The 16,735-nt window shown below is 41.7% G+C and carries 19 protein-coding genes; 16 read left to right on the top strand and 3 right to left on the bottom strand.

Going from position 1 to position 16,735, the window contains the following annotated elements; genetic code table 11:
* The first annotated feature begins 1 nt into the window (after position 1).
* The 4 genes from ACJ9PY_RS15165 to ACJ9PY_RS15150 all read left to right on the top strand — a co-directional run bounded on the left by ACJ9PY_RS15165 (position 2) and on the right by ACJ9PY_RS15150 (position 3,290).
* On the top strand, positions 2-844 hold the full coding sequence (locus ACJ9PY_RS15165; protein WP_411740286.1) for a DegV family protein: 843 nt from the start codon (positions 2-4) through the stop codon (positions 842-844).
* A gap of 153 nt (positions 845-997) precedes the next feature.
* Positions 998-1,588, top strand: coding sequence for an SCO family protein (locus ACJ9PY_RS15160; protein ID WP_411738478.1), 591 nt, complete (start codon positions 998-1,000; stop codon positions 1,586-1,588).
* A 278-nt stretch (positions 1,589-1,866) separates the two neighbouring features.
* On the top strand, positions 1,867-2,709 hold the full coding sequence (locus tag ACJ9PY_RS15155; protein WP_411738477.1) for an SGNH/GDSL hydrolase family protein: 843 nt from the start codon (positions 1,867-1,869) through the stop codon (positions 2,707-2,709).
* Positions 2,706-3,290, top strand: a complete 585-nt coding sequence (locus ACJ9PY_RS15150) for a YpmS family protein (RefSeq protein ID WP_057277322.1) — start codon at positions 2,706-2,708, stop codon at positions 3,288-3,290. The genes ACJ9PY_RS15155 and ACJ9PY_RS15150 overlap by 4 nt, the downstream gene beginning before the upstream one ends.
* Before the next feature lie 54 nt (positions 3,291-3,344).
* Here the strand turns inward: ACJ9PY_RS15150 and ACJ9PY_RS15145 are convergent, their stop codons facing one another.
* Positions 3,345-4,085, bottom strand: coding sequence for a DUF4397 domain-containing protein (locus tag ACJ9PY_RS15145; protein ID WP_411738476.1), 741 nt, complete (start codon positions 4,083-4,085; stop codon positions 3,345-3,347).
* Between the two features lie 183 nt (positions 4,086-4,268).
* On the opposite strand from ACJ9PY_RS15145, the gene msrA reads away from it, so the two are divergent.
* Together msrA and msrB are read left to right on the top strand one after the other, a co-directional pair.
* Positions 4,269-4,811, top strand: a complete 543-nt coding sequence (msrA, locus tag ACJ9PY_RS15140; RefSeq protein ID WP_411738475.1) for a peptide-methionine (S)-S-oxide reductase MsrA — start codon at positions 4,269-4,271, stop codon at positions 4,809-4,811.
* Positions 4,801-5,229, top strand: coding sequence for a peptide-methionine (R)-S-oxide reductase MsrB (gene msrB, locus ACJ9PY_RS15135; protein ID WP_057277324.1), 429 nt, complete (start codon positions 4,801-4,803; stop codon positions 5,227-5,229). Before msrA ends, msrB begins: the two co-directional genes overlap by 11 nt.
* Positions 5,230-5,280: 51 nt before the next feature.
* Here msrB and ACJ9PY_RS15130 read toward each other — a convergent pair whose 3' ends face one another.
* On the bottom strand, positions 5,281-6,369 hold the full coding sequence (locus ACJ9PY_RS15130; RefSeq protein WP_411738474.1) for a GDSL-type esterase/lipase family protein: 1,089 nt from the start codon (positions 6,367-6,369) through the stop codon (positions 5,281-5,283).
* 294 nt (positions 6,370-6,663) lie between these two features.
* On the opposite strand from ACJ9PY_RS15130, the gene ACJ9PY_RS15125 reads away from it, so the two are divergent.
* Positions 6,664-6,825: a YjcZ family sporulation protein gene (locus ACJ9PY_RS15125; protein ID WP_098185828.1), complete on the top strand. Its 162-nt coding sequence runs from the start codon at positions 6,664-6,666 to the stop codon at positions 6,823-6,825.
* Position 6,826: 1 nt separating this feature from the next.
* Here ACJ9PY_RS15125 and ACJ9PY_RS15120 read toward each other — a convergent pair whose 3' ends face one another.
* On the bottom strand, positions 6,827-6,976 hold the full coding sequence (locus ACJ9PY_RS15120; protein WP_230137084.1) for a hypothetical protein: 150 nt from the start codon (positions 6,974-6,976) through the stop codon (positions 6,827-6,829).
* A gap of 156 nt (positions 6,977-7,132) precedes the next feature.
* Between ACJ9PY_RS15120 and ACJ9PY_RS15115 the strand changes: the two genes are divergently transcribed.
* The 9 genes from ACJ9PY_RS15115 (at position 7,133) to ablA (ending at position 16,735) form a co-directional block, all read left to right on the top strand.
* Positions 7,133-8,107, top strand: coding sequence for a S66 peptidase family protein (locus tag ACJ9PY_RS15115; RefSeq protein WP_411738473.1), 975 nt, complete (start codon positions 7,133-7,135; stop codon positions 8,105-8,107).
* 217 nt (positions 8,108-8,324) lie between these two features.
* The gene (locus ACJ9PY_RS15110; protein ID WP_034307530.1) at positions 8,325-8,654 is read left to right on the top strand and encodes a hypothetical protein; all 330 of its coding nucleotides are present in this window, start codon (positions 8,325-8,327) and stop codon (positions 8,652-8,654) included.
* A gap of 180 nt (positions 8,655-8,834) precedes the next feature.
* Positions 8,835-10,199, top strand: coding sequence for an aspartate aminotransferase family protein (locus tag ACJ9PY_RS15105; RefSeq protein WP_264638832.1), 1,365 nt, complete (start codon positions 8,835-8,837; stop codon positions 10,197-10,199).
* A 2-nt stretch (positions 10,200-10,201) separates the two neighbouring features.
* Positions 10,202-10,912 (top strand): CoA transferase subunit A, encoded by a 711-nt coding sequence (locus ACJ9PY_RS15100; protein ID WP_098185859.1) that lies wholly within the window; start codon positions 10,202-10,204, stop codon positions 10,910-10,912.
* Positions 10,879-11,544 (top strand): 3-oxoacid CoA-transferase subunit B, encoded by a 666-nt coding sequence (locus tag ACJ9PY_RS15095; protein ID WP_098185832.1) that lies wholly within the window; start codon positions 10,879-10,881, stop codon positions 11,542-11,544. Before ACJ9PY_RS15100 ends, ACJ9PY_RS15095 begins: the two co-directional genes overlap by 34 nt.
* A 9-nt stretch (positions 11,545-11,553) precedes the next feature.
* Positions 11,554-12,825, top strand: coding sequence for a peptidase (locus ACJ9PY_RS15090; RefSeq protein ID WP_411738472.1), 1,272 nt, complete (start codon positions 11,554-11,556; stop codon positions 12,823-12,825).
* A 77-nt stretch (positions 12,826-12,902) separates the two neighbouring features.
* Positions 12,903-13,751 (top strand): putative beta-lysine N-acetyltransferase, encoded by an 849-nt coding sequence (ablB, locus tag ACJ9PY_RS15085; RefSeq protein ID WP_098864281.1) that lies wholly within the window; start codon positions 12,903-12,905, stop codon positions 13,749-13,751.
* An 82-nt stretch (positions 13,752-13,833) separates the two neighbouring features.
* Positions 13,834-15,213: a sigma-54 interaction domain-containing protein gene (locus ACJ9PY_RS15080; RefSeq protein ID WP_411738471.1), complete on the top strand. Its 1,380-nt coding sequence runs from the start codon at positions 13,834-13,836 to the stop codon at positions 15,211-15,213.
* A 118-nt stretch (positions 15,214-15,331) separates the two neighbouring features.
* Positions 15,332-16,735, top strand: coding sequence for a lysine 2,3-aminomutase (ablA, locus tag ACJ9PY_RS15075; protein WP_411738470.1), 1,404 nt, complete (start codon positions 15,332-15,334; stop codon positions 16,733-16,735).

Genomic DNA, 16,735 nt, shown 5'->3' with positions numbered 1-16,735 from the left:
GATGAATAAAGTAAAGATAGTAACAGACTCGACAGTAGATATGACACCAGAGGAATTGGAATTTTATGATATTACAATGGTCCCTTTATCGATCTTTATAGATGGGGAGACTTTTTTGGATAAGGTCGAAATCGAACAAGAAGAATTCCTGAAAAGGATGAACCAGTCAAAAGAACTGCCAAAAAGCTCACAACCGGCCGTAGGTACCTTTGTGGAGGTATATGATGCACTCGGAAAAGACGGCAGCGAGATTATTTCCATACATATGACAGGTGGCATGAGCGGTACTGTTCGTTCAGCGGAAAGCGCAGCTAGCATGTCTGAAACGAAGGTTACCGTTCTTGACTCGAAATTCATTTCAAAAGCGATGTCATTTCAGGTGATCGAGGCAGCGAAGATGGCGAAGGAAGGGAAGTCCGTAGCCGAGATAATTGAACGATTGGAACATATTAAAAAGCAGTCAAGTTTAATCATTGTCATAGAAACACTTGATAACCTCGTTAAGGGTGGAAGGATTGGCAAAGTTTCTGCTTTTATCGGTTCATTGCTGCACATAAAGCCGATTGCACTTCTTGATGATGGTGTACTGAACCCTGTATCCAAAGCCAGGAGCCAGTCACAGGTCGTCAAGTTCATCATCAAGAAATTCAAAGAAGAGACTCAAGGCAAAAAGATTAGAGGCATCGGTTTTGTACATGCGAATGGCCTTGAAATAGCGGATAAGGTCCGCCAGGCCATTGCAGACTTAACAGGATATCAAGACATAAAGATAGAAGCAACGACTGCCGTTGTCAGTACCCATACAGGTGAAGGCGCCATGGCGATCATGTATTATTGGGACTGATAAGGATATACCATATGAAACTGCGTTTGGCGGCGGTTTCGTCACTTTTACAATTGTCTTTAATTCGTAGAAATAGTTGCTGTCCTCATTCCGGATGGTCTGTTAGAATAAATGAAGTAACAGAATATTTTATACATAAAGGACGGGGTAGGGATGAGAAAGCTGCAATTGCTTATGGCAGCTATGGGAGCGTCAATTTTATTGCTGTTGACAGCATGCGGTTCCAATGGTGTACCTGATGCTAAAAATTGGGACCTTGAAGACTTCAGTTATATCGATCAGGAGGGGAAGCCTTTCTCAAAAAGCGATCTTAAAGGAAAGGTTTGGGTAGCGGATTTTATATTCACGAGCTGTGAGACGGTCTGTCTCCCCATGACTTCGAATATGACGAAGCTGCAGCAGCAATTGAAGGATGAAGGGATTAAGGATGTAGAGTTCGTTTCATTTTCCGTGGATCCGGAAATTGATAAACCTGATGTTTTAAAAAAATTTGGTGACCAATTTAATGTGGATTACGGCAACTGGCATTTTCTGACCGGTTATGGACAGGAAGAAATCGAGCAGTTTGTATTGGATAACTTTAAAATGATCGTCAAAAAACCAGAAGCGGAAGATCAGGTGATTCATGGGACCAGTTTTTTTCTGATTGATCAAGAAGGAAAGATCATCATGGATTATACAGGTCTGCAGGATATTCCGTTTGATGAAATCATTAAGCATATTAAAATTTTACAGAATTATTGAACAGGTTAAATGACCTGTTCTTTCTGTTTTCATCCATCTTAATTACCGGGCTTTATCGATGGTGAAAATGAGCAATAAGTTTTTGAAGAAACAGCGGTAGTGAAGAATGATTTTACATGCTAAGTAACATGCTAATTTTTATAGGACTAGCTTTAATTCACAGCGTTTTTCATATTGTATAGTAAGGAATGCTCAATTTTGGAAGTACAATGAAGGTATATTGTTTGCAATTTTTCGTTTTCTGCATGATATAATATATGGGTAGGAAGGTGAGGGTCATGAGGTACAAAATCACCTGTCTTTTCATATGCCTAGTTTGGATTTCAGGCTGCAGTCAAAATGAAACAGCCTCAAATCAGCCATCTGTTCAGCAGAAAAGCATAGTTGAGCTGAGTAAAAAGGATACCATTCCTGCCAGCTTTTTTCCGGACCCTGTGAAAATCGTGTCAATTGGCGACTCCTTGACTCAAGGTGTCGGTGATAGTAAAGATAATGGCGGGTATCTGCCTTATTTACAAAATAAGCTGGAAAAAGAACCATCGATTACTTCCGTTGAGATGATTAATCATGGCATACGTGGAAATAGGACCGACCAACTATTGAAAAGACTGGATAAGACTAGGATTAAAGAGGACATAAAGCAAGCTGACTCGATTGTCGTTACAATCGGTGGAAATGATATCATGAAGGTCTTTAAACAGAATTTCTCCAATCTGGAACTGAATCAGTTTGATTCGGCAAAAATAGGGTATGAAAAAAGATTAAGGCAGATACTTGATAAGGTTCGCTCCGAAAATGATTCTGCGCAAATATACCTTGTAGGCGTCTATAATCCATTTTCCAAATGGTTCGGAGATTTTTATGAACTTGATATGATCATGAATGATTGGAATGAAAGTGGAAAAGAGATCATTGAAGAATATGATTCAGCATATTTTATTGAAATAGCAGACATTTTCGAGAATCCCAAAGAAGATTTGCTTTATGCCGAGGATTATTTTCACCCAAATGACCGCGGATATGAATTAATCGCGACAAGAATCTATAATGATATGGATATTACCACTATCGGAAAGGATACATTGGAAGCGAGTGCCAAAGGAGATGATGACCAAGAATGACAAATGTCAAATGGAAGACTTTGTTTATTTCCCTATTAGCCTTAAACATCCTGGTCATCCTGTTTGTAACGATTTTAGTTAATCTGCCGACTAAAGATAAAGAGCTGATACCCAAAGTAAGCCGCGAAGAAGATATCCAATTTCAAATTCACACGAATCGGGAAGATTTGACAAGGTTAATCAACCAGTATCTGGATAAAGAGGGGTTAACGGGATCCATTCACTATGAAGTGTATTTAACGGATGAGGTGGAGCTATACGGAACAATGCCATTTTTCAACCGTGAAGTGGAAATGAAATTGACTTTTGAACCAATTGCCCAAAAGAATGGGGATTTGATTCTTAAGCAAAAATCAATTGCAGTCGGTAAAATGAACCTTCCTGTTTCATATGTAATGAATTTGATTAATGAGCGATATAATATGCCTGAATGGGTTAGCATAAGCCCCAATGATAAAAGTATTTATGTGTCATTACAGGATATGGAACTGAAAAGCGATATAAGGGTGAAGGCGAAAGAATTCGATCTGAAAAATGATGATATTTCATTTTTATTGACCATCCCATCATCATTACAGTGATCGTGAATAAATGAATAAAAAACCAGGATCGATGCATCCTGGTTTTTTATTCATTTATGGGGAGAGCGTTAGGGTTTCTAGTGAGGATGATTCCCGATTCGATCCGATTATATAAATGGTAGAGGAAGTATTTTCTTGAAATGCTTTGTTTGGCAAAGGGAGTGCGATTTCTTTTGTTCCAGCTTTCCTCACTTCGAAGTCAACTATCATGGGATGAATATTGAGATATTCGCTTGCTTTCCTGAAATGGAGTTGATCAAAGACGACATCTCCGCCTTTGACCGCAATGTCCACCGAGGGTAATTCATGTGAAAGCTGGATGAATCGGACCTTTGCTTCATTTGGAGGAACAGATGGGTTATCCTCGAAAGGTAAAATTTTCAACGATTCGTTAGCCACGGTAGGTGCTAGAGCAATGGTATAGGAACCTCCGATTTCGAGAGCCACTTTACAGCTTAATAGAGGTGAGGTGTTTTGCCCACTGCGGTATATATCCAATTGGTACTTGCCAGGGGGCAGTGGTGAATAACCATTGCACTCTTTATACGAGAAATTTTTGAGGATACTCATTTCATTTACATGAACATCAAATGGGTGAGCTGTTGGGGCAGCATGTAAGAAGCGGACTTGTGCAGGCAGTAGGACAGTTATTTGTTCATTTCTGTATGTTGAATTTTCGAGACTTTTCAAATGTTTATGGTAATAATAATCATGAAATTCCGAATCGCTGTTTTTATAAGACGATAGTAAATCATATGTTTCCGATTTTTGTGGATATGATTGTTTATCGCTCATTTCCAACACCTCTCATTTTTCCATCATGTTGTTAACATATGTAATCATGCTTGGGCGTGTGTCTCCTTTTTAAAAAGAAAGGTAACATTTTCGTGAAAAGGCTCTCGGCATATTATTTTACAGGGGTATATAAAAACGTTAAAATGCATTCAATGGATGGTTTGTAAAAAAGGAGGATTTTCATTGACAAAGCAATTAGAGAAAGCAACATTCGCAGGTGGATGTTTCTGGTGCATGGTGAAACCGTTCGATGAACAGCCCGGCATCGAATCCGTTATCTCGGGCTATACAGGCGGGACTACGGAAAATCCCACGTACAAAGAGGTTTGTTCTGAAACCACGGGACATTATGAAGCTGTTCAGATCACCTTTGATCCAAACGTATATCCATATGAGAAGATAATTGAGTTATTTTGGCAGCAAATTGATCCGACAGATCCTGGAGGGCAATTTTATGACCGGGGAAGTTCTTATCAAACGGCCATTTTTTATCATGACGAAAACCAATGTGAAATTGCAGAAGCATCCAAAGCTAAGCTGCAGGCGAGCGGGAAGTTTTCCGGACCGATCGTAACCCCGATTATACCGGCCAAAACGTTTTATCCAGCCGAGACATACCACCAGCATTACTATAAAAAGCAACCTGAACATTATGAAAGATATTCGATTGGCTCAGGACGTAAAGCATTTATACAACATCACTGGGGGGAAAAAAATGAAAAGTAAAGAAGAATTAAAAAAGAAGCTCACTCCGATTCAATATGAAGTCACGCAAAATAATGGAACGGAACCAGCCTTTAACAATGAATATTGGAATTTGAAGGAGGAAGGATTATATGTGGATATCGTTTCAGGCAATCCTCTTTTCACTTCAAAGGAAAAGTTCGATTCAGGCTGCGGTTGGCCAAGCTTCACTAAACCGCTTAAAGAAGAGGAAGTGGTGGAAAACCTCGATACGAGTTATGGCATGAGAAGGATCGAGGTCCGCTCAAAAACTGCCGATTCTCATCTGGGACATGTTTTCAATGACGGGCCGGGACCGTCAGGATTACGCTATTGCATCAATTCTGCATCTTTAAGGTTCATCCCGCTCCAAGATCTTGAAAAAGAGGGATACGGGGAATATAAAAAGCTTTTTGAGTGATTGGAAAACCCCCTATCAGATTATGATAGGGGGTTATTTATTGAGTAATATTCAATCTGTGATGATTGACGCGATCCGGACATATGGAATGTCGGTCAGGTCCATTGCTTTAGTCCTGCCAGTCACCTCAAAACGGACAGTATGTGAACCGGGGCGAAGCCCATTAGTGACAAATAAATATCTTTCACGGGCAAATGGCCACCATGTATTCAAAGTCGTGATTTCATTTCCGTCGATCCAGACATTCACTTCCCCGCCATCAGGACTTCTAAGCAGTTTCACACCAAGCATACTCCCTTTGAAGGTATATTGAATCACACTGCCCTTTTCACTACTAGTGAAATAGCCGCCCATTGGCCGGAAACCGCTCATTTTTTCATAGTGGTCAATTTCCGATAATTCAAAACCGGAACGGGCATGCAGCTTAGTTGGAAGACCCGCTACAGCCTTCTCTTGTTTGATGTTATCCAGGAACTGTTTATAAATGGCATCGGCATATAATTTATACCCCAGCCCATTTGGATGTACCAAATCTTTGGTCAGCTGTTTTTCCGTATATCCTGAATTTTTGAATATCGGCCGCATATCCACATTTGTAGCACCATAATGTTTGGATAAAAGTCCAATGGCTGACGCAAATTCCTCATATTTCAAGGAACTCTCTGTTATTGTGAATAACTCAGCATTAGGGTGGAGCCGTTTTGCCTTTCTCATTAACGCTTCATATGTCATGGTAAAATCATCGACATTCATATATTTGCGGTCATTTTCACCAAAAACGAAGAAAATCAGATCTTTATGATCATGCTTCCTTCTTTGGGAAAGCTTGAATAGACCCTCAAAAGCAGTTGATCCGCTTTGGATCACGTAGTCACCGTGTAACGGAATATCATTGGCATCATTCATCTTATTTTCTAGCTGTTTGAACCATGTTAGATTAGGATTTTCAGCTCCCGATCCTCTTCCGATACTGTCACCAATGACGAGATACTGTATGGGCTGGCCTGATTGGAATTTTTGATAAACATTTATCGAATCATCTGATCCATATGTTTTAGGAACTTTTTGAAGGATATAGCTGATTAGAAGGATCGTGGCGATTGCAGCGAAAGGAATGAAGGATTTTACGTTCGTTTTCAATTATGTTCCCCCGTATTGCCTTTTATGTATCCATGTAGGTATGAGATAGCTTAAAGAGGCTAAGAATTGTTTTTTCCTTATTATATCCCAATTTTAAAGTAACACAATAAATTTGTGACAATTTTCATGGTTACTCGTGGGATTTCAGCCATTGAATGAATAACGCTTAAGATGGTGTTGATTGAAGTTTTTTCTTAAATCCAAAAAAATAGGCAAATGCACAGACCAAGGCGGGCGTATCGACATATGGTAAGGTGTAAAGAGAAAACAGAATTCTAAAAGGAGTGAAACTTAATGTACGGATATGGTGGAAATGCTGCAGGACCAGGGTACGGTTATGGTGGAGGTGGATACGGCGGCGGTGGCTGCGGTGGCTGCGGATTTGGATCAGGCTTCGCATTAATCGTTGTCTTGTTCATTCTATTGATTATCATCGGTGCTTCATTCTGCTGCTAATTCAATAACCCAAAGACCAGTTGATAAAGCTGGTCTTTTCTTTATGTATGGAAATTGGTGGTTTGACGGTGGACTTTTCCAATTCCATGGTTGCTGACTGAATCGTCATGGATAAATCCAGGTGATAATGGGACAGGCGATACACAGCCATTCCTTTTTTAAATCCTGATTTCAGTACATAGGGAATGACGTAAGAATTCAAAGAAAATAGCTCGGTGAATGACATACGATAAGGGACTTAGTTTTCTTTGTAAACCATTTCTGCTAAAATAACGACAGAATGTAATTAATTTAGGGGGATAAAGATATGAAACCTTCCCGTTTACAAGCAGGGGATGAAATTCGCGTAATTGCTCCTTCTAGAAGCTTGGCGATTGTCAAAGGGGAACAACGCAGATTGGCAGAAGAAAGATTGACTGAGCTTGGTTTTAAAGTGACATATGGTAAAACGGTTTTGTTCCATGATGACTTTTTCTCGAATTCGATCGAAGACCGGATCGAGGATTTGCATGATGCGTTCAGGGATCCGAATGTTAAGGGGATTTTCACAAGCATCGGGGGGTATAACGCTAACCAATTGTTACGGTATATCGATTATGATTTGATTAAGGAAAATCCAAAAGTGTTGATGGGGTATAGTGATATAACCGCCATTTTATTGGCCATTTATAATAAAACAGGCTTAACTACATATTCAGGTCCTCATTTCTCGACGTTCGGGATGAAGGCTGGTCTGGAATATACGATGGAATATTTTAAAAAGGCTGTAATTGAAAGTGAAGGCTTTTATCTTGAACCAAGTGAAACGTGGAGTGATGATTCTTGGCATTTGGAACAGGATGACAGAACTTTCCACCCGAATGCTGGATACATGGTCATTCAGGAAGGTGAAGCTGCCGGGACAATCATTGGGGGAAATCTTTGTACACTCAATCTATTACAAGGTACAGAGTACATGCCATCTTTAAAGGACAGTATCCTTTTCATAGAAGATGACGAAGAAAGCCATCCATTCAGTTTTGACCGGTATTTACAATCCTTGCTCCATCAGCCAGGTGCAAGCGGGATTAAAGGAATAGTCATCGGCCGTTTCCAAAAGGATTCAGGAATGACTGAATATGCTTTGCAGGAAATCATCGCCTCCAAAAAGGAGATAAGTGGCATACCCGTGATCGCTAATGCCAACTTTGGTCATGTTCATCCTTTTGTAACTGTGCCGGTTGGTTCAAAAGCAGTAATGAAGGTGAAGAACGGAAAAGCGACGATCCAGATCCATCCATGAACAGTTTGAAGACGCCGTTCAAAAAATGGACGGTGTTTTCATCTGTTAGGTGTATGTATATGGTTTTCATTATGGTGTATATTAGGAGTCTTTCCTCTTGTCAGCCCTGGAAATTGTCCTATTTTATAAGCATTATTAGGGAATATGAGTCTAATAGTTCAAATTCTTTATTTTTCTGATATAATACTAAGAGATTTAAAATAGAAAAGGTGATTATGTGTTATTAACAATTCCAGCATCCATTCGTTTAGAAGGGGCTTTGGCCGAGTATAATAAAAAAGGCCGTGTGAGCCATACATGTTCCGTTTGTAACGAAGACACTTCTAACGGGGATGCAAGTAACTTGAACTACTATAAGTTAGGAACTAAAAAAGTTTGTCATTCCTGCATGAAAAATGTTTTGCGTCATCCTTCTTTAAAAGAGTATGAATATGTACATACTTCAAATATCGATAAAACGGCTTTTTATAAAAATGTGTTGGCTGTTTTAAAGGATGAAAGTTTTTTGGAATCCATTCGTGAAGAAAAACTAAATAGCGTATTGTAAGAAAAAAGTGTATCTCTCGCGGATACACTTTTTTTGTCGCCATTTTTGGACAATCACCCATGAAACCAAGAAATTATCCGTATACATGCTTAGGCCAATTTCCTTAGCAAGATTGCCTTCATCTGGACATACACTTTACTATATGGCATTTGTTTTTAAAGAGAAGGAGTGTGTGGGCTTATGGAGCAGTCTTCATTGATCAAACCGGTCCTGGGAGGAGCCTACCCGACTATCAGTCATGGTCAGGGAGTGTTTTTATACGATAAAAATGGAAAGGATTACCTCGATGCTTCTTCCGGTGCCGTTACAGCCAATATTGGCCATGGAGTCCAGGAAATTATTGAGGCTATGGTAAAACAGGCTAAACAGGTTTCGTTTGTATATCGTTCCCAATTTACCAGCGATGCTGCAGAGAAACTCGCCGGAAAAATTGCAGAATTGACCAAAGGGGAACTGACATACAGCTTTTTTGTAAACAGCGGCTCCGAGGCGACTGAAACGGCATTGAAAATTGCCATTCAGCATTGGCAGGAAAAAGGGAAGCCAAAGAAACAGAAAATCATATCGAGATGGATGAGCTACCATGGCATCACGATGGGAGCTCTTTCAATGTCTGGACATCCGATTCGCCGGGAACGCTTTACTCCTTTGCTTGAATCATATCCTTCTGTATCTCCTCCATATTGTTACCGATGTCCACTTCAACTTGACCAACATACTTGCGGAATGGCCTGTGCTTCGGAATTGGAAGCATCAATCCGGCGCATTGGCAGTGAAAATATAGCGGCGTTCATTGCAGAACCTGTTATCGGCGCAGCCGGAGGGGCCATTGTTCCTCCTGACGGTTATTTTCAAAAACTCAAGAAAATTTGCGAAGAGAATGATATTTTATTCATTGCGGATGAAGTAATGACCGGATTTGGACGTACCGGTAAGATGCTTGCTTCCGAATATTGGGATGTGGAACCTGATATCGTGACATTAGGAAAAGGTATGAGTGGGGGGTATACCCCAATAGCGGCGGCAGTAATGACCAAAAACGTGATGGAACCCATAATGAAAGGATCGAAGTCAATTATAGGAGGTCATACTTTAAGTGCAAATCCGTTATCGTGTGCGGTATCTTTGGCGGTTTTAGACTATGTCGAAAGGAATGAACTTGTCGAAAAATCAGCCGACAGGGGGAATTACCTGATTAGGGGCTTGAAAAAGTTGGCAGGGAAGTATTCCTTTATCGGTGATATACGCGGGAGAGGTTTATTGATTGGCATCGAATTTGTCCTGGATAAAGCAACGAAGGCCCCATTTCCGAAGGATGCAGATGTGACCAATGAAATCATTGAATTGGGAATGAGGAACGGAATCCTTCTTTATCCCGCAGCTGCAGGCCTTGACGGTGTAACCGGGGCAGCCCTCATCATCTCCCCGCCGCTAACGATATCGGAAGAGGAGTGTGCTGAATTGTTAATGAGGGTCGATATAACCTTTGGGCAATTTAATGAATCGATAGGTAAACGATCATCACAACAAGGAAGTGAGTCATAGTGGTGGAAAATACATTCCAGAAGATTTGTCGTTTGGAAGATGTCCGCCATCACTTTAAAGATAAACAGTCCATCCTATTTGGGGGATTCGGTGGCATAGGGACGCCTCCGGGATTGATCAATGTGATTTTGGAATCAGGTATTAAGGATTTAACCTTGATTGGGAACGATACAGGTTTCCCAAATATCGGAATCGGAAAACTGGTCACCCAGCGCCGAGCGAAAAAAGTCATCGTTTCCCATATCGGTTCCAATCCCAATGCAGGACTATTAATGAACAATGGTGAACTCGAAGTGGAGTTCTGTCCGCAAGGGACACTTGTCGAACGCATCCGGGCCGGAGGGATGGGACTCGGCGGGATATTGACCGATATTGGAATGGAAGCCGATATCGTCCGGGACGGCAAGCAAACCGTTAAGCTAGGCAAGAAAAATTATCTGGTGGAATCGGCATTAACTGCAGACATCGCCATTGTTTACGCAGAAATGGCTGATCCTTATGGAAATCTTCTATTCGATAAAAGTGCCAGGAATACGAATCCAATCGTTGCTGCGGCCGGACAGATCACTATAGTCGAAGTCAGGCAAATCGTTCCGCTGGGCACTTTGGATCCAGAGAACATCATTGTACCGGGGGCCTTTGTGGATTATATCATTCCATCAAAAGGAGTCGATTGGAAATGGGTTTGGGAACAGGGGATAGAAACAGAATAGCGAAACGGGCAGCAGCAGAAATAAGCGATGGGATGCTGGTCAATTTGGGAATTGGCATTCCATCACTTGTACCGAATCATCTTTGGGATGATCATAAAGTGATGTTTCATGCAGAAAATGGCCTTGTGGGAATTGGCAGTACTCCTGAAACGGGGAAGGAAGATGCGCATCTTTGCAATGCTGGGGGATTGCCGATCACCATTAGAGCCGGGGCTTCTTACTGCGACAGTACTGTTGCATTTGGAATGATACGCCGCGGCAGGGTGGATATCACGATTCTAGGAGCCCTTCAAGTAAGTCAAGCTGGGGATCTCGCAAATTGGATTGTTCCGGGAAAGCGGGTACCAGGCATGGGCGGTGCAATGGAACTGGCTGCAAAGGCAAAAAAGGTCATTGTCTTGATGGAACATAACGATAAAGCGGGCATGTCTAAATTAGTCAAAACATGTACGTTGCCGTTAACAGCCCAAAAATGCGTACATATGATCATCACCGAATTAGGCGTGTTTTCCGTAACTTCGGAGGGCCTTCTATTAACTGATGTATTTGATACGTCCAGCATTGAGGAAATCAGGAATCGGACCGAAGCCTTGTTTACCGTCTCTGAAAACATCCACAAATTAAAAGAATGAGAGAGGAGAATGGATATGTATGAGGAAAAAATAAGAACATGGCTGAATGAACATCGGATGAATGGGGTTCAGCTTTTGCAAAAACTGGTTCAGGAACCGAGCAAAAGGGGCCAAGAAGGAAGTGCACAAGCAATAGTGGTCGAAAAGTGCAGACAACTTGGTCTGGAAATAGACCTATGGGAAATCGGGGATGAACAATTAAGAAAACATCCCCATTTTTATTGCGACCGCAGGGATTTTAAAGGAAATCCGAACCTTGTGGCCATTAGAAGAGGAACAGGCAAGGGGAAATCCCTTATTTTAAACGGACATATTGATGTAGTTCCTGAAGGTGATCATGCAGCATGGCATGATGAACCCTATAGCGGCAAGTTGATGGACGGGAAAGTTTTCGGGCGGGGAACGACGGATATGAAAGGCGGCAATGTATCTTTATTGCTGGCCATTGAAGCGATCGTCGAATCTGGAATCCAATTGAAGGGGGATTTGATATTTCAGAGTGTGATTGAAGAGGAAAGCGGTGGTGCCGGCACACTTGCGGCAGTCATACGCGGGTATAAAGCTGATGGTGCAATCATTCCGGAACCTACAAATATGAAACTATTCCCATTACAGCAAGGTTCGATGTGGTTTCGACTGAGAATAAAAGGCAAGTCTGCACATGGAGGCACTAGGTATGAAGGAGTCAGTGCAATTGATAAAGCAGTTGTTGTAATGAAAGAAATCAAGATGCTTGAACAAGAACGGAATGAGTCACTCCGTCATTCACTCTATAAAAATGTCCCTATCCCCATTCCAATCAATATTGGTAGCATTCAAAGCGGGAATTGGCCTTCCTCCGTGCCGGATACAGCCGTCCTGGAAGGAAGATTCGGCATCGCCCCTACAGAAACCATGGAAGATGCACAAGAATCGCTGAAGGAGCGAATAGATGCTTTAAACGAGAGTGATGCATGGTTCAAAGAAAGACCTATTGAATTAGAATGGTTTGGGGCCAGATGGCTGCCTGGCAATCTCGAAATCAATCACCCGCTCATGAAGACAATTGGCACATACTATGAAAAAGTGGTCGGGGAAGAACCGCTTGTCGAAGCTTCACCATGGGCGACGGATGGAGGGTATCTTTCATCGGTTGGTTCTACCCCCGTCGTTGTGTTTGGACCAGGGGAAACGAAGATGGCCCATGATTCGAACGAATATATAGAGGTGGATAAAATGTTGGAAGTTGCGGAAATCATCGCTTTGACCATTATTGAATGGTGTGGGGTGGACCAGGAATAATCATTTTTCCAAGGTCTGATCCGGGAAGGGTCAGGCCTTTCGCAACAATTTTCGAAGATGTGAAAGGAGCGGGACAAATGGAGGCTGGAATCATCGAAAAAAGAATTCGAAAGCCAATGTGCACCATACATATTACGATCGACCATTTTAATAAGCGAATCAGGGTTGATGATTATCTAGGGCATTTTAAAGAATGCGTGGAGGAAACCTTGAAGGTGGCTAAAAGCATATCAGCAGAAAAAATCATCTTCAAGTCCCGCAAGGAAAACGTTATGGCATTGCTTGCTCAGGGCTTCCTATATGAAGGAAGCATCGATAAATTCTTTTTGGGAAGCGATTGTTTCTTCCTTGTTAAATATAACCGGAATGAAAGGCGCAATAGTGCTGAATGGGAAAGGGAAGATCAAATCCTTACCGATGTTCAGATGCTGCCGATTAAATCCGGACTGGATGAACCGCCGTCAGCCTATCAAGGACGTAAAGCTGAAGTGGCAGATGCACTTCAGCTGGCCCAACTGTATGGGAAGGTTTTCGAGGTGTATCCCACACCCATGAATGATCCGGTTTATGTGAAAAAGTGCATGGAAATGGGAACGGTTTTTTATATTTATGTCCATGAAGAGAGGATCGTCAGTGCTGCTTCCGCAGAAATTAATTCCTTTTACCATAATGCAGAAATCACTGACTGTGCGACATTGCCGGAACATCGGCAGTACGGCTTGATGAAACACTTGATTTCCGCGCTTGAAGACTATCTTATTTCACACGGCATTTATTGTATCTATTCGATTGCCCGGTCGCTCTCGTTCGGCATGAATGCTGCATTGCATCAGCATGGATACTCGTACCGCGGACGTTTGGCCAATAATTGTTATATCTTTGATAAGCTGGAAGATATGAATCTTTGGGTGAAAAACTTTAGTTGAATGCTCATTTTTAGGCGGTTCATGACAAGTTTTTGGCATTTCCTCATATACATCTAGCAAGAAGGTATTGAGGAGGGATAGCTTGCCTAGTGAATTTTTTAATACAAGTGAAGTGTTGGAAGCGATATTAGAAACCATTGATGAAGGCATTCATGTGATAGATCCAAAAGGACAGACCATCTTTTATAACGAAGTGGCCGCCAATCATGATGGGATGAAAAGAAGTGAAGTGCTCGGGAAACCGTTGCTTGAAGCGTTCCCTTCTTTGAATCACAAATCATCGACGTTACTCCGGGTCATTAAATCTGAAAAACCAATCTATAACTATAGTCAATCGTATGTAAATGCTCATGGGCGTATCATTGAGACGCTAAATACTACTCTACCCATATATGTAGATGGGTTTATGATAGGTGCAATCGAGATTGCAAAGGATTATTCAAGCTTGAAGCAATTATCGGAAAGGTTAGCTGATCTGGAAAGCTCGCTCAAGACAATCAAAAGTCCTCAAAGGAAAACGACTGGGAACGGCGGATTGTATTCTTTCACTGAAATCCTGACAAGTGATAAGGGGTTTAAAAGTTTGATATCCCAAGGTAAAAAGGCTGCCCGCTCCACCTCATCGGTATTGGTTTATGGGGAAAGCGGTGTAGGAAAAGAGCTTTTTGTTCAAAGCATCCACCAGGAATCGAGCCGCAGTAATGAACCTTTCATCGCTCAAAATTGTGCGGCCTTACCAGAAAGTTTATTGGAATCGCTTCTATTCGGTACGGCAAAAGGAAGCTACACTGGTGCTGTGGAGCGACAGGGATTGTTTGAATTGGCCAACGGCGGAACCTTGTTTTTGGATGAATTGCAATCGATGCCGATTGACTTGCAGGCAAAGCTTCTGCGCGTGCTTGAAGATGGGTTCATCAGGAGGATAGGTGGCACAAAAAGTGTACAGGTGAATGTCAGGATCATGGCAGCGATGAATATTGATCCGAAAAAGGCCGTATCGGAAAATAGGCTAAGGCCGGATTTATTTTACCGATTGAACGTATTGAGCTACGAGCTGCCTCCGCTAAGGGAGCGGATTGATGATATAGAGCTTCTTTCTGAACATTTCATATCAATATTTAACAGTAAATTAGGACTGTCCATAAAAGGCATGGATGAGAAGACAAAGGATTTTTTTCGGAAATATGACTGGCCTGGAAATGTAAGGGAACTTAAACATACGATAGAATTCATGATGAACCATACGGAGAATGATGTATTGAACCTTGAAGATTTGCCCCAGTTTTTAAAGAAGCGCAACCCATCCGCTAAAATACTTCCGCTTCGTGAGGCCATGATTGAGATGGAAACAAAATTGATTACCGAGGCCCTTCTTCAAACGAACGGTAACGTTTTCCAAGCATCGAAGCTATTGCAAATTCCAAGACAGACCTTGCAATATAAAATAAAAAAACATATTTGATGGAAAAAATCCGGATGCAGCCTGCAGTCCGGTTTTTTTTATGGGCATTCGAATTTTTGGGTCATTTTGGCATCCTTCTTGCATTTAATACTACTATCATAACTCAGGAGGTATAACCATGTTATTTGACTTATATAAGCCAGACCGCAATTGGAAAGATATAGAGCTATGGGAAGATGTAACCGAAGAACAATGGAACAACTGGCTGTGGCAGCTTACAAATACGATCCGAACAGTTGATGATTTGAAAAAAGTGATAAACCTGACTCCGGATGAAGAGGAAGGCGTGAGGATTTCCACGAAAACCATTCCATTGAATATCACCCCATACTATGCTTCGTTAATGAATAAAGATGACCCAAGGTGTCCAATCAGAATGCAATCGGTCCCAATCTCGGAAGAAATGCATAAAACCAAATATGACATGGAAGACCCCCTGCATGAGGATGAGGACTCCCCTGTACCGGGATTGACCCATAGATATCCGGATCGCGTTCTTTTTTTGGTGACGAATCAATGTTCCATGTACTGCCGTTATTGTACGCGAAGACGTTTTTCAGGCCAAATTGGCATGGGCGTGCCAAAAAAACAATTGGACGCAGCAATCGGTTATATACGTGACACACCGGCAGTTCGGGATGTCCTTATTTCCGGCGGGGACGGATTATTGATCAATGACACGATCCTTGAATATATCCTCAAAAACTTAAGGGAAATTCCTCATGTTGAAATAATCAGGATAGGTACACGGGCACCGGTTGTTTTTCCTCAAAGAATCACTGAAAATTTATGTGCCATTTTAAAAAAATATCACCCGGTTTGGCTGAATACTCATTTCAATACCTCGATAGAAATTACCGAAGAGTCAAAGAAAGCATGTGAGATGCTTGCCGATGCGGGTGTACCTGTAGGTAACCAGGCAGTTATTTTAGCGGGGATAAATGACAGTGTCGCAATCATGAAAAAGCTGATGCATGATCTTGTTAAGATCCGTGTCCGCCCTTACTATATCTATCAGTGCGACCTCTCTGAAGGAATCGGTCATTTCAGGGCACCCATTTCAAAAGGAATTGAAATCATCGAAGGGCTCCGGGGCCATACATCCGGGTATGCAGTGCCTACCTTCGTCGTCGATGCTCCAGGAGGGGGAGGGAAAATCACCCTGCAGCCGAATTATATCCTTTCACAATCTCCAACAAAAACGGTGCTGCGCAATTTTGAAGGTGTGATAACCACATATCCTGAACCTGAGCAATATACACCAGGACTTGCAGATGATTATTTCAAAGGGGTATATCCTGATATGGAAGAAAAACAGTCAGATATAGGTGTATCTGGTTTAATGAACGACAAGCAATTCAATTTAGTGCCTGAAGGGCTGAAGCGAATGAACCGTCGGGAAAATTACGTGACCAATCCAGAGCATGCTTCATTGAAGAACAAACGTGAAAAGCGAGATTTGTTAAAAGAAAAGAAATTCCAGGCACAGCAAAAAAAGAGCACTCCTAAGGGGGATGAATAG

Source organism: Peribacillus sp. S4, assembly GCF_046715815.1.
GTDB classification, from domain to species: domain Bacteria; phylum Bacillota; class Bacilli; order Bacillales; family DSM-1321; genus Peribacillus; species Peribacillus frigoritolerans.
The sequence above is the reverse complement of the archived record's forward strand: the minus strand, read 5'-3'. Positions and strand labels throughout refer to the sequence as shown.

Bases quoted from the DNA above. Each gene is read 5' to 3' on its own strand.
- ACJ9PY_RS15165 (WP_411740286.1), top strand. From the start codon at position 2: ATGAATAAAGTAAAGATAGTAACAGACTCGACAGTAGATATGACACCA.
- ACJ9PY_RS15160 (WP_411738478.1), top strand. From the start codon at position 998: ATGAGAAAGCTGCAATTGCTTATGGCAGCTATGGGAGCGTCAATTTTA.
- ACJ9PY_RS15155 (WP_411738477.1), top strand. From the start codon at position 1,867: ATGAGGTACAAAATCACCTGTCTTTTCATATGCCTAGTTTGGATTTCA.
- ACJ9PY_RS15150 (WP_057277322.1), top strand. From the start codon at position 2,706: ATGACAAATGTCAAATGGAAGACTTTGTTTATTTCCCTATTAGCCTTA.
- ACJ9PY_RS15145 (WP_411738476.1), bottom strand. From the start codon at position 4,085: ATGAGCGATAAACAATCATATCCACAAAAATCGGAAACATATGATTTA.
- msrB (WP_057277324.1), top strand. From the start codon at position 4,801: ATGAAAAGTAAAGAAGAATTAAAAAAGAAGCTCACTCCGATTCAATAT.
- ACJ9PY_RS15125 (WP_098185828.1), top strand. From the start codon at position 6,664: ATGTACGGATATGGTGGAAATGCTGCAGGACCAGGGTACGGTTATGGT.
- ACJ9PY_RS15120 (WP_230137084.1), bottom strand. From the start codon at position 6,976: ATGGCTGTGTATCGCCTGTCCCATTATCACCTGGATTTATCCATGACG.
- ACJ9PY_RS15115 (WP_411738473.1), top strand. From the start codon at position 7,133: ATGAAACCTTCCCGTTTACAAGCAGGGGATGAAATTCGCGTAATTGCT.
- ACJ9PY_RS15105 (WP_264638832.1), top strand. From the start codon at position 8,835: ATGGAGCAGTCTTCATTGATCAAACCGGTCCTGGGAGGAGCCTACCCG.
- ACJ9PY_RS15095 (WP_098185832.1), top strand. From the start codon at position 10,879: ATGGGTTTGGGAACAGGGGATAGAAACAGAATAGCGAAACGGGCAGCA.
- ACJ9PY_RS15090 (WP_411738472.1), top strand. From the start codon at position 11,554: ATGGATATGTATGAGGAAAAAATAAGAACATGGCTGAATGAACATCGG.
- ablB (WP_098864281.1), top strand. From the start codon at position 12,903: ATGGAGGCTGGAATCATCGAAAAAAGAATTCGAAAGCCAATGTGCACC.
- ablA (WP_411738470.1), top strand. From the start codon at position 15,332: ATGTTATTTGACTTATATAAGCCAGACCGCAATTGGAAAGATATAGAG.